The organism is Curtobacterium sp. VKM Ac-2887, from assembly GCF_015350935.1.
GTDB lineage: Bacteria > Actinomycetota > Actinomycetes > Actinomycetales > Microbacteriaceae > Curtobacterium.
Window position 1 is genome coordinate 1 of record NZ_JADKSB010000035.1, and the last position, 10777, is coordinate 10777.

Genomic DNA, 10777 nt, shown 5'->3' on the forward strand with positions numbered 1-10777 from the left:
AGTACGAAGCAATCATCAACCCACAGGCAGCACTCGCGGCCTAAACCAACGAGTCAACCCAACCTGCAGCAGTCCCGACCCTGCAGCACAACGTGAACAGTCACAGTGTCGGCCCCTCCCGTCGACCTGTCCAGAAACGATCGTTTGCGGTGAAGTACCACATGAGCAGGACGATGCGATACCGCGCCGTCCCGACCGCTGTCACGGCCGCGAGTGCGGCCGCGCCGAGTGCGCCAGGAGCCGGTTAGACAGGCCGCATCGCTGGTCTGTCAGCCCTCATGGCGTGGAATCTTGCGCGCTGCGGGATGTGTTCTCTGTTTGTTTCCGCGCGGTGAGCAGGAGCCGCAGTGCGAGGGTGACTCCGATGACGGCGGCGTCGAACAGGATGAGGAAGTTCACCATGCCCGGGTCCCAACGGTGGATGGAGTGTGCGAGGGCCAAAGTGGCGACGGCTGCTGTCAGGGAAATCAGACGCCAGGTTTCGAGGGTGAAAAACCGCTCGAGGATCTGCTGCTCGGGTCGATCCGCCGGCGACCGGTTACGTCCAGTGGTCACGTCTGCAAGGAGTTGCAGGACGACTGTCACGACGAGGAAGATTGCTGCGAACGTGAGCTGCCATCCCCAGTAGTACTGGCCGGAGACACCCCACGAGATCGCTGCGCCGATGATGAGCACGATGTGCGCGATCGCCACCGGGAGCTCAATCGTGATGGCGCGTACATCGCGTTCGAGGACGGTGGTGCGCCCGACAAGCACATGGCGAAGTGTGAGCGCGGCGATCAGCGCGAGCGCCAGAACGAATTGGATCATGACGGAGCCGGTGGTCGCGGTAGTGCCGCCGCTGTGCCAGAGGGCACAGGCGCCCCCGACGGCTGCTGAGGTGTCGAGGATGATGATGCCGATGATGCGGGTGAGGGTGTTCATGCGGTTCAGCTCTCGACGGCGACGGAGCCATTGAGGACGACGTGTGCTTCGCCATTGCGGCGCGTTTTGGCCCAGCCGTTTCGCCGGCGTGCAATGCGGGAGAAGGCGCGCGCGATGCAGATGTACATGTAGTAGACGTACAGCCACATGCCGAGGCCGTAGAGCAGCGCGGCGCCCCAGCTGGTGCCGGGTTCACAGCGGCGCTTGTACACGGGCCCCCACACGGCGAACGGCCCGATCGCGAAGACGACGTTGAGGGCGATCAGCCAGGGCAGGTTGTTCAGCTGTGCGGCGCGAGATGCCGGGTCGGTGACGAGCTGGTACCCGAGGAACGCGGAGATGATCAGGAAGGAGATCGCGCCGAGCATCTGCAGGAACGGCAGCACCAGGTAGTAGCAGGTCTCCAGCACGCCGGCGGCGTCGAAGTGCCGCGACTTGACGATCTCAGGGATGTACCGGACGCACTGGATGTTGCCCTGCGCCCAGCGGGTGCGCTGGGTGAGGAGGCGACGAACAGACGGGAGGGCTTCTTGGGACACGTGGGTGTCGTAGACGTGCTTGATCTTGGAGCCAGCGAGCAGCACGTGCACACCCAGCTCGTAGTCCTCGAGGAGGGCGCCGTGCCACGGATCTCCGTAGAGCGCCGCGATCGCGTCCAGCGTGGACAGGCGCGTGAACTGGCCGTTGCCGCCGAGACCGACCGTTCCCGTCCGGGCTCGGAGGGACTGCATGCCGGCGATGACGGTCCGGAACTCGAGGTCCTGCATGCGGAGCATCCAGCGGGCGGTGAGGTTGGCGAGGACGCCACGTTCGGGGAACGGTTTCTTGTCGTCCCGGTTCTTCATCCAGACCGCGATCTGTGCTGCCCCCACCTCGGGATCACCGAACACGTCGTCGGCGGCGCAGACGTCCAGAGCGTTCGGCGCCATCTCTCCGTCGGCGTCGACGACCGTGACGATGACCCGGGTCCGGTCGACATCGGCGGGCAACCACGCGTTCAACTGCGCGAAGGCGGCGTTCAGCGCATCACCCTTCCCGGTTCGCGCGTCGGGACGGCGACGCTGGACGACGTGCACGTGCTCGTCTCGGGCAGCGTAGGAGTTCGCGATCTCGGACGTTCGGTCTTCGCTGTCGTCGTCGATCACCCAGACGTGGGCGCCGGGGAAGTCGCCGCGGGCGCGTTCGATCGTGGTCGCGACGACCACTTCCTCGTCGCGGCAGGGGATGAAGAAGTGGTACTCGAAGTCGGCTGCGGTCCCGGGGTTCACCTTCGGGTACCGCAGGAACGGGACGAGGATGAAGAAGATGTACGCGATGAACATCACACCCATCACCGTGGTGAAGGCGTTCATGATCTGGAGCAAGACGGATCCTTCGGGAGATCGGAACTTCAGGGATGAGAGTGACGGTGGTGTCGGGCGCCGCCGCGGTCAGCGGCAGCGCCCGTGGTGCGTCAGGCGGGAACGTCTCGGCTGAGCCAGCGCTTGCGCGCCAGGAGCGCGATCCCGAGTGCCAGGGCCAGCCCGGTGACCACCAGCGGGAGCAGCATCGAGCCAGTCCCGGTGTAGGCCAGTGCGCTAACGCCGAGGCCACCCGCGGTGGGCCCGAGGCCGTTGCCTCCTCCGTACATGTCTTCCTTTCTGACAGTCCGACCATCGAACCATCTAAAATATTCTATGATCTATGGTTGCATGCTTGAAGCGAAGGGGCAACCCTGCCTGTCAGACGGGCGCTTCGGCCGCTCGGAGGGCAGCCGCGAGCAGTTCCGTGTAGGCGTTCACCGCGATGCCGACCGCCTGTCGATCACCGCTGGCACATCCCGCCCGCATCGCGCGGAGCGCCTCTTCGCGTTCGCCGGCGCTTGCCCGGCAGGTGATCCCGTGCGCGGACTCGAGGACGTCGAAGTACATGCGCAGCGGCACCACGTGGTCAGCGACCGCATGAGCAGCCACACGGTTCGACGCCCGGCCGACCAGGTACTCGATGGCACCGAGGTACGCATCGACGTCCTCGGCCCCCTCCACGGCCGCCCCGAGCTCGTCGAGCGGGAGCTCCGGATCCGCCGCCATCAGTGCGGCGAGACGGCCGACGACGATGAGCCGGTGCCGCATGTCCTCCGCCGTCCACTCGGCGACCATCGTGCGTGCGTTGCGCTCGACGGAGGCGAAGCGCATCCAGGAGAGCTTGGTGACCGCCTCCCGCACCGGCGTGCGGGAGATGCGGAGCTCCTCCGCGATCGCATCGACGTTGATCCGCTCACCGGGCGCCATCTCTCCGCGGACCACGCGGCGCAGGAGCACGTCGTAGGCCTGGTCGGACAGGAGTCGCCGATCCATCAGTTGCGCGCCGTACCGCGGCATGTCAATCTCCAACCTCCGCCAGAGCGGATCTGAAATTTTCTGTAGTCAGATACTCACACATCTTGCAACTGAACACAAGAGCATCTAATATTTGATTGTCCGATGGTCGGACTCAGCACAGGAGGAACACAGATGGCACAGCCGAAGTCGATCGCCGTCGTCATGGGGACGCGGCCGGAGATCATCAAGCTCGCCGGGATCGTGCGGGAACTCGGCGACGCCGCGCGGGTCATCCACACGGGCCAGCACTACGACGAGACCATGTCGGGCCAGTTCCTCGACCAGCTCGGTATCGGGACGCCCGACGTGGTCCTCACAGGGATCGGGGGGAAGGGACGCGGGACACAGATCGCATCCGCGATCGCTGCGCTCACCGCGGAGTTCGAGCAGAACCGCCCCGCCGCCGTGATCGTTCAGGGCGACACGAACGCAGTGTCGGCGGGTGCACAGGCTGCCAGCTACCTCGGGATCCCGCTCGTGCACGTCGAGGCCGGTCTTCGTTCGTACGACCGAGCGATGCCGGAAGAACTGAACCGTCTCGTGGTCGGCGCCCTCGCCGACGTGCACTGCGCTGCGACCGAGGTGAACCGGCGGAACCTCGAAGGAGAGGGCGTCGACCCCGCCCGCATCGTCGTCACCGGGAACACGGTCGTCGAGGCGACGTTGGACTCGCTCGCCCGCGCCGAGTCAGATCCAACCGCTGCGGTACCGGGCGTGCCGGACACGTTCGTCCTCGCGACCATCCACCGCCCCGAGAACACCGACTCGGAGCCTGCGCTCCGCCGGGTGCTCGAGGGGCTGCGCGGCACCGGGCTGCCGGTGGTACTCCCCCTGCACCCGCGCACCCGCAGCGCAATCACCCGCTTCGGCCTGTCGGACCTGCTGGAGGGCATGACCGTCACCGCGCCGGTCGGTCACGCATCGTTCTTGTGGCTAGCGTCCCGCTGCCGACTGATCGTCGCCGACTCCGGCGGAGTGCAGGAGGAGTGCACGGTCCTGAAGAAGCCACTCCTAGTCATCCGCCGATCGACCGAGCGCCCCGAAGCGGTCGACTCCGGCTTCGCCCGTCTCGTCACACCCGAGCAAGACATCGCCGCGGCAGCACGGGCGTTTCTCGACGAGTCCGACAACACGTCGCTCGATGGAACCCCGTCCCCGTACGGCGACGGGAGCGCCAGCTGGCGGATCGCACAGATCGCGCTCGAGCTCGGTACCGCGACACCGATGCCCGCGGTCCGCGCCGCTTGAGCTGAACCCCGATGGGCGCCCGGTCGACACGACCGGGCGCCCATCGTCGTCAGTCGGCCGGGAGGACGACCCGGCCGCGCTCCAAGAACACTGACCTGGTCGGTTCATACAACGCTGCAACCGCAGCACCTGCCGCGGCCGCATCGCGCTGCTGCACGGCAACGTTCACGGCGTCGATGCCAGCGTGCATAACCGCTGGGTCCACACGTGACGCTCCTGGCCGCATAAACCGTGCCAGCTGCTGAGAGAGCCGATCGACCTGCCAACGAAGGACCTCGTTCCCGGTCGCGTCGGTGAAGACGCGGAAGAAATCAGCCACCGCCCGCTCGATGGCGAACCAGTCCTCGGCCGCGATGTGGTCGCGGAGAGATCCGATCGCTTCGGCCGCGGCAAGTCGCTGCGCATCGGTAAGAGTTGCGGTCGTAGCACGCACCGCCCACTCGTTGATCATGCCGGACAGCAGCAGCGAACGATTGGTGCGATCCGGGTCGAGGGCGCTCACCCGCGTGGGTCGCCCGACTCTAATGTCGACGAGTCCAGCGTCTCGGAGACGCAGCAACGCGTGCCGCACCGGGTTCTTCGACATCCCCAGCCAGGCGAGCAGTGCCTCATCGGCAAGGACCTCACCTGGTTCGAGTGTGCCGTCCTGGATTGCTGCGTAGAGACGCTCGAACGCGATGTCCTTCAGCAGCGGCCTGCTGGGCGCGTCGGCGCCGCTTCCGAGAGGAGGCAACGGCATCAGCTGATCCCTTCTCTCGAGGCGACGCGTTGGAACCATGCTGACAGGACCGCGCTGGCACGGTCTGCGTCTGCATCTGCGATCGCCGTCCGCAACGCGTCGATGTCCTCCTGCTCGAAGGCCGGCGCATCGTCTGGCACGAGGTTCCAGTGCCGCCGCACGAATGGAGCGAGATCGTCCCACGTCCGAGTGACGCGGTCGTTCCCAACCAGTCTGACGAGCTCGGCGAGCATCCCATCTGCGACGAACAGTGCCCGGCCGTTGGGTATGAGCAAGCTCGCAAGTCTCGTCCGCTCTGGCTGGGACAGAACAGGCAGCACCAACGACACACAAGCGGGGAGAAACGCGTCGAGGGTTCGGAGGGTTGCCCGGACACGTTCCCGGTCGTCAACGCTGACGCGGGTGGTGCGCTGCGGCTGTACGTCGAGCAGCCCGATCGCTGCGAGGCGGTCGATCGCTTCGCGCACCGGAGTCCTTGATGCGCCCGTCCAGGCCTCAATGGCCTGCTCATCGATTGCTTCTCCGGGCTCAAGTTGCCCGTCTTCGATGACCTGCCGCAGTTGACGCATCACGACGTCCGCGAGGGCCGGCCGGACACTATGCTTCGCAGCTTGAGGAATCGGCACGCACTCAGCCTACCAGTAGCACGTATATCAGATGATGAGTTGGCGCCTTGCTGCCGCGTCCGATTTCAGCTTGGCGTGAAAACAGCGGTGCTGGGGTCCGACTGTTGTCGGACCCCAGCACCGTGAGTGTTCGTTCTGTTCTACGCGGTGGCGCGCTTGCGGCGCACGAGCACGACCGCTCCGAGGGCAGCGGCGGCGGCGAGGCCGAGGCCGCCAGCGACCGCGGGGTTCGCGATCGGGAGGTTCGCGGCGCTGACCGTGGTCGGGTCGGAATCGAGGCCGTTAGCGGTCTGGGTGATGGTCAGGTCCGAGGCGGTGCCGGAGAGGTTCGAGCCGAGGTCGGCGGTCCACTTGCCGCTCGCACCGACGGTTGCGGTACCGACGGTGTTGCCCTGGTCGTCCTTGATGGTGACGGTCGCACCGGGCACGCCGTCGCCGGAGAGCACAGTGTTGCCCGACCCGTTGTCGATGTTCGACACGGTCGGTGCGGCGGGCTTCACGATGACGCGAACATTCAGGCTCGCAGTCTCCGTGCGGGGCCCACCGCCGTTTGCCACCTCGAAGCTGTAGGTGGAATTTGCCGAGTACGTGCCAGCCTGCGCACCCGCGTCGACTGTCACGACAGGGAGGAAGCGGAACTGTCCACCGGCGGGCCAGCTGGAGTTCGTCGTCTGCGTGCAGGTCAGCGTCTTACCGGCGCCACCCACGGTGCAGTTACCGATGACTGCCGCGTTGCCGACCCAGGTCGTGCCACGATCGCTGGAGTACTGCGTCGTGACACCCGCCTGAGCGCCGAAGGTGGTGTTCGCCGGGGCGTTGAACGTGATCGATCCGGCACCCACCATGCCGGGAATCGTGGCGCCGTCGTTCTGCATAGTGAAGGGGACGTTCGCGTGCTGGCCGGCGGCGATCGTGGTCGTCGACGGCATGTCCGTCGCGTTCGCGGGGCTGGCGAGCAGGGCAGTGCCGGCAACGGCGAGAGCGGCGACGCTGAGCGATGCCTTGAGGGTCTTGCGCAAGTGATCAGTCCTTCGGTTGGTGGTGCAGCCGACTGCTGCGGTATTGCAACCACTGTAAGCACAAATATTTTTGTGTGCAACACTTGAACACAGAAAATTTTAGATCTACTGTGGTCGCAACAGAAGGAGCGTCATGTCCACGATCGCGGCACCACCCGTCCGGATGCACCCCCTCACCCGTACCGTCCGACACCTACTTGGGGCTCTCGCGGCCGGGGTGGGCATCGTGCTCATCGTGATGCTCGACCAGGTCCGTCACGTCGAAGCGGCTCTGGCGTCGTACTGGATCGGCCCGGTGACACAGAACCGCAGCATGCTGTGGGGAGACACCTTCCTGTTGCACCTCTCCGATACGCAAATCATCGCGTTCCGGATCACCGTGGAGTGCACGATCGTGATCCTTGCCGCACCGATCATGTTCTTGTCGGCCGCGCTCATCGGATTCACCCGAGTGTCGCCGCTGCGTTGGTTGCTGGCGACACTCGTCGGCGTCGTCACGGTCGTTGTCGTGAACCAGTTGCGCCTCGGACTCATCGCCTGGTCGACCCTGACATGGGGCCTCGACCCCGGGTACGAGATCTCGCACACGTTCGTCGGTTCAGCGCTGGCGGTCCTCGGCTTCGCCGGCGCGATCGCACTGATGCTTGTCATCATGAGCGGCGGCAGCACCGACGCACGGCCACGTGCGGCCGTCCGGTCCGGGCGTCGCCGCGCGAAGCGCTAACACCCGCCCGCGAATCCGCCTGCTACACCACTCTGCGGCGGTCCGCGTAGCGCGGACAGGGAAGCGTCCCGGTCGGGAGAGAGACGACCGAGGGCGCTAGCTGGCGGGGAGGCACTCACGCTTACGTGAGGAGGGCCTCCGAGCTCTGGTCATGCGTCCCCTCGGTTGGTGTCGAGCGGGAGCATTTCTTCCTCGTCGGGCCAGTAGTCCCACTGCAACAGGCGGGCACGCGCTCCCTGGTACGGACCCTTGTTGGCGTGGATGGTGCAGTCGTGGTTGTCGTGGTCGTATGCGGCCCGGTAGTACCGATCGGCGTCGTAGTCGGCGCCGTTGTAGGCGTTCCACGCGGCGTCCACCTCGGACCGCCGAGATTCCCAGCCCCACCGCTGTCCCTGTCGAAAGATTGCCCACTCCCGCTCGGTGAACTCCCCCATCGGGATCTCACGGCCCGCGGCCACCGGCGGCGCTGCGAGCTCGTCGTAGGCCGCGGGCCCGGAGAACACGTCGACCGGCTCGGGCGACTCGTCGGCCGTCATCGCCCACTCCCATCGTGGTGGGTTCGGCGTGCTCTCGGTCATGGTCTTCATGTCCTCGGTCAGGCGGTCAGGGCAGCGATCTTGTCGGGCTGGAAGCCAGCCCACGTATCGGTGACGGTGGCGGTGACGACGATGGGTGCCTGCATCAGGCCGCGGGCCTTGAAGCTCTCTACGACGTCGACGGGCTGCGTGGTGAGGTCGATGACCTCGTAGGTGACGCCCTTGTTGTCGAGGGCACGGTACGTGGCGGTGCACTGCACGCACAACGGCTTGCTCGTGGCGCTCCACCGTGCCGGGGATCACTCGGTCGCGGAGCTCGTCGAACTGTTCGGAATCGGACGCGCGACGGTGTACCGGGCGCTCGACCGGAACCCGGTCGACTCTGCGTCGGATCTCGCGCTCCCCCGCCTTGATGGCTAGCGCCTAATAGCACACGCTATCAGGTGCTATCACAGACGACGGCTCGCTCAGGCGTCCGAATCGTAGGCTTCGACCGTGCTCCTACGCCTGCTCGCGACGCCCCCGCTGACCCACCGCCATCTTGGACCGACAACCTCGACTGGGTGGCGATCGCCGCCCTCGCGCTGTCGCTCATTACGGCCATCGTCGGGATCGTCAACGCCATCCGTAACCGCGCGCGCCTCGTGGTCACTCTGCAGCACGACTGCTTCACTCCGTCGGCCCGGCCGCACGTGTTCAACGTGCCCTTCACGGTCACCGTCCAGAACCTCGGAAAGACGCCACTGACTGTCTGGGACGTCGGGCTTGGTCACGCTCACGATCCGCGAAGTGCGTCGAAGCGCCGCGCACAGATCGTCGTGCACAACCTCGAGCAGCGCAACCCAGCGGGCCTCGACCCGAAACAGTTCATCCTTTCGCACGGCCCCACGGTGCCCCACCAGATCCCCGTCGGCGGAGTTGTCGACTGGATTTTCGAGGACCACGCCACCGCTCCGCACGGCAAGGATGTCGTGTGGCACGCCTACGCTGTGCGCCTGCAGGGCAAGAGGCAGATCGAGCGGCGCTCCGCCGAATGCTTCACGCGGGAGGGCGTGGCCAGCGGGGAGTGACCGGTGGGAGTGGTGCCCCCGGATTGGGCCGGGGGCACCGTGCCGACGAGCACGAGGGGCGCCGGCTCATTCACGATACCGGGCGTGGCCACCAATGCCGATAGCCCCGGATATCAGACAATATCAGGGGCTATCCAGTGCTTGTGGGCGGTAGCAGCGACTAGCAGGAGCTAGTGCGCTCTACTCCATGCCGTGCTTCTCGATGTACTCCATGCCAATCTCCATTGCTCGGAGCATGATCGCGTGATTCGGGTACCGAGTCGCCTTGTTGTAGTCGGCAATCCGGTCGCGGAGCTCTTCGTGTCCGCGCCAGCGAACGAGCGCCGTCAGGGGAGCATCACCCGCAGCCGGAGAGGGCGCCTTCGCCTGCGACTTTGGCGTTGCGGCCTCACGCGCCTCGGAGGGCAGCGCGTCGGCCGCGGCCCCGAACGCGGCGATCGCGTCGGGATCCACCGTCGTCTTCTTGTTCCGTGCGATGGGCATCAGCCGTACACCTCCGCCGTGAGCTCCTGAATCTCAGCCCGCGCCTGCTTCGCCTTCGATACCGAGAGCTCCATCACTCCAAGACCAGGAGCGGCGGCGTCGCGGTAGGCCTTGCGCGAGTACAGAACGGTTTCGAGGGGCTTGACCTGGGGGTACTCCACGATGAACTCGGAGACGTCTTCTGTTTCCGTCTCGTTGTGATTGGTGGGTGCCTGGCTCAGCAGGCTACGGACCTCCAGGTCCGGGTTGAAGTCGCGGGCCGTCGAGATCACCTCGTCGAACTCCTCGAGCGTCTCGACGTCGAACCGCCGGAAGAGCAGGTCGAAAGTGCGGCTGCCCGGATCCGGCCGTTGCTGCTCAACGAGGAAGATGCGCACTGCCTCAAGACGATGAAAGCGCTGCTGTACTTCGCTCGCGAGACCGATGCCGACGCCGACGCGATGACGGCGTTGAAGAAGCTGCGCGAGGACTGGAAGGTCGTCGCGTCGCAGAAAGTCAGCCGCTCAGCGTACGAGGTGCGGGTCAAGCAGGGGGAGGCGCCGGAGGAAGCGCTGGCGGACCACGAGCTTGCGTACGCGTGGATCTACGGCGACGTTGTCCACGCCGACACCGACAAGCGTCAAGGCGCGCACTCGTTTGGTGTCGAGGAACGCTTCCATGCCGCTGTTCCGCTCGTGGCGCGCGTCATGGTCTTGGCGATCCGGACGCTGAACACGCTCGAATGGCTGCACGGCAGACGGATCCTGCCGTTCCTGCACGACGCCTTCGCGGAGGACGTCGTGGTCACCCGTCGGGTCGTCGTTAGCGAGGGGCAGGTGTTCGTCGCCCCCTTCGTGGACGGAGCGCTTCCGGTGCTGCCGGCACTGGGAGCAGAGGCTGGCAGCGGTTGGGTTGAGTTCGCGGACGAATTCCTCCCGGACCAGCAGTAGTCCGCCGATAGCGCAGTCGTCCGTGGATCTGGTCGGGCTGGCCTAGGTGTACTGAGTCATCACGTTGGTGACACTCGGGCTGCGGGCGTGAGCCCGTGGCTCGAGTGGATCCGGCCAGT

The 10777-nt window shown here is 66.0% G+C and carries 16 protein-coding genes; 5 read left to right on the plus strand and 11 right to left on the minus strand.

The features are described from left to right. Positions 1–276 precede the first annotated feature (276 nt). The 4 genes from ITJ69_RS19820 to ITJ69_RS19835 form a co-directional block, all read right to left on the minus strand. On the minus strand, positions 277–924 hold the full coding sequence (locus ITJ69_RS19820; protein WP_159573430.1) for a hypothetical protein: 648 nt from the start codon (positions 922–924) through the stop codon (positions 277–279). 5 nt (positions 925–929) lie between these two features. Then, positions 930–2288, minus strand: coding sequence for a glycosyltransferase family 2 protein (locus ITJ69_RS19825; protein ID WP_159573429.1), 1359 nt, complete (start codon positions 2286–2288; stop codon positions 930–932). An 89-nt stretch (positions 2289–2377) separates the two neighbouring features. Continuing rightward, positions 2378–2554 (minus strand): hypothetical protein, encoded by a 177-nt coding sequence (locus ITJ69_RS19830; RefSeq protein ID WP_159573428.1) that lies wholly within the window; start codon positions 2552–2554, stop codon positions 2378–2380. A 91-nt stretch (positions 2555–2645) separates the two neighbouring features. Beyond that, the gene (locus ITJ69_RS19835) at positions 2646–3260 is read right to left on the minus strand and encodes a GntR family transcriptional regulator (protein ID WP_228549970.1); all 615 of its coding nucleotides are present in this window, start codon (positions 3258–3260) and stop codon (positions 2646–2648) included. Positions 3261–3416: 156 nt separating this feature from the next. Between ITJ69_RS19835 and wecB the strand changes: the two genes are divergently transcribed. Then, complete coding sequence (gene wecB / locus ITJ69_RS19840) at positions 3417–4532, plus strand: non-hydrolyzing UDP-N-acetylglucosamine 2-epimerase (RefSeq protein WP_159573426.1); 1116 nt, start codon at positions 3417–3419, stop codon at positions 4530–4532. Positions 4533–4581: 49 nt separating this feature from the next. Here the strand turns inward: wecB and ITJ69_RS19845 are convergent, their stop codons facing one another. From ITJ69_RS19845 to ITJ69_RS19855, 3 genes are all read right to left on the minus strand, one after another. Continuing rightward, positions 4582–5271, minus strand: a complete 690-nt coding sequence (locus ITJ69_RS19845) for a GntR family transcriptional regulator (protein ID WP_194673802.1) — start codon at positions 5269–5271, stop codon at positions 4582–4584. After that, the gene (locus tag ITJ69_RS19850) at positions 5271–5897 is read right to left on the minus strand and encodes a GntR family transcriptional regulator (RefSeq protein ID WP_159573424.1); all 627 of its coding nucleotides are present in this window, start codon (positions 5895–5897) and stop codon (positions 5271–5273) included. The genes ITJ69_RS19845 and ITJ69_RS19850 overlap by 1 nt, the downstream gene beginning before the upstream one ends. A 140-nt stretch (positions 5898–6037) precedes the next feature. Then, positions 6038–6916 (minus strand): Ig-like domain-containing protein, encoded by an 879-nt coding sequence (locus ITJ69_RS19855; RefSeq protein ID WP_159573423.1) that lies wholly within the window; start codon positions 6914–6916, stop codon positions 6038–6040. Between the two features lie 238 nt (positions 6917–7154). On the opposite strand from ITJ69_RS19855, the gene ITJ69_RS19860 reads away from it, so the two are divergent. Next, positions 7155–7640 carry a hypothetical protein gene (locus ITJ69_RS19860; RefSeq protein WP_194673803.1) on the plus strand — a complete coding sequence of 162 codons (486 nt, stop codon included), beginning with the start codon at positions 7155–7157 and terminating at the stop codon, positions 7638–7640. 149 nt (positions 7641–7789) lie between these two features. Here ITJ69_RS19860 and ITJ69_RS19865 read toward each other — a convergent pair whose 3' ends face one another. After that, positions 7790–8218, minus strand: coding sequence for a hypothetical protein (locus tag ITJ69_RS19865; protein WP_194673804.1), 429 nt, complete (start codon positions 8216–8218; stop codon positions 7790–7792). Between the two features lie 17 nt (positions 8219–8235). Continuing rightward, positions 8236–8436 (minus strand): glutaredoxin domain-containing protein, encoded by a 201-nt coding sequence (locus ITJ69_RS19870; RefSeq protein WP_323743164.1) that lies wholly within the window; start codon positions 8434–8436, stop codon positions 8236–8238. A 16-nt stretch (positions 8437–8452) separates the two neighbouring features. Between ITJ69_RS19870 and ITJ69_RS19875 the strand changes: the two genes are divergently transcribed. Both ITJ69_RS19875 and ITJ69_RS19880 read left to right on the plus strand, forming a co-directional pair. Further along, the gene (locus ITJ69_RS19875) at positions 8453–8596 is read left to right on the plus strand and encodes a helix-turn-helix domain-containing protein (protein ID WP_416354945.1); all 144 of its coding nucleotides are present in this window, start codon (positions 8453–8455) and stop codon (positions 8594–8596) included. A gap of 143 nt (positions 8597–8739) precedes the next feature. After that, positions 8740–9246, plus strand: coding sequence for a hypothetical protein (locus tag ITJ69_RS19880; RefSeq protein WP_159573418.1), 507 nt, complete (start codon positions 8740–8742; stop codon positions 9244–9246). Between the two features lie 180 nt (positions 9247–9426). Here ITJ69_RS19880 and ITJ69_RS19885 read toward each other — a convergent pair whose 3' ends face one another. Further along, on the minus strand, positions 9427–9729 hold the full coding sequence (locus ITJ69_RS19885; protein ID WP_159573417.1) for a hypothetical protein: 303 nt from the start codon (positions 9727–9729) through the stop codon (positions 9427–9429). Next, a complete protein-coding gene (locus ITJ69_RS19890; protein WP_159573416.1) occupies positions 9729–10106 on the minus strand; it encodes a hypothetical protein in 378 nt (125 codons plus the stop codon). Before ITJ69_RS19890 ends, ITJ69_RS19885 begins: the two co-directional genes overlap by 1 nt. On the opposite strand from ITJ69_RS19890, the gene ITJ69_RS19895 reads away from it, so the two are divergent. Then, a complete protein-coding gene (locus ITJ69_RS19895; RefSeq protein ID WP_159573415.1) occupies positions 10080–10658 on the plus strand; it encodes a hypothetical protein in 579 nt (192 codons plus the stop codon). The genes ITJ69_RS19890 and ITJ69_RS19895 overlap by 27 nt on opposite strands. Positions 10659–10777 lie beyond the last annotated feature (119 nt).

Excerpts from the sequence above, each read along its gene's own strand:
- wecB (WP_159573426.1), top strand. The coding sequence starts at position 3,417 with ATGGCACAGCCGAAGTCGATCGCCGTCGTCATGGGGACGCGGCCGGAG.
- ITJ69_RS19820 (WP_159573430.1), bottom strand. The coding sequence starts at position 924 with ATGAACACCCTCACCCGCATCATCGGCATCATCATCCTCGACACCTCA.
- ITJ69_RS19860 (WP_194673803.1), top strand. The coding sequence starts at position 7,155 with ATGCTCGACCAGGTCCGTCACGTCGAAGCGGCTCTGGCGTCGTACTGG.
- ITJ69_RS19830 (WP_159573428.1), bottom strand. The coding sequence starts at position 2,554 with ATGTACGGAGGAGGCAACGGCCTCGGGCCCACCGCGGGTGGCCTCGGC.
- ITJ69_RS19885 (WP_159573417.1), bottom strand. The coding sequence starts at position 9,729 with ATGCCCATCGCACGGAACAAGAAGACGACGGTGGATCCCGACGCGATC.
- ITJ69_RS19845 (WP_194673802.1), bottom strand. The coding sequence starts at position 5,271 with ATGCCGTTGCCTCCTCTCGGAAGCGGCGCCGACGCGCCCAGCAGGCCG.
- ITJ69_RS19865 (WP_194673804.1), bottom strand. The coding sequence starts at position 8,218 with ATGACCGAGAGCACGCCGAACCCACCACGATGGGAGTGGGCGATGACG.
- ITJ69_RS19835 (WP_228549970.1), bottom strand. The coding sequence starts at position 3,260 with ATGGATCGGCGACTCCTGTCCGACCAGGCCTACGACGTGCTCCTGCGC.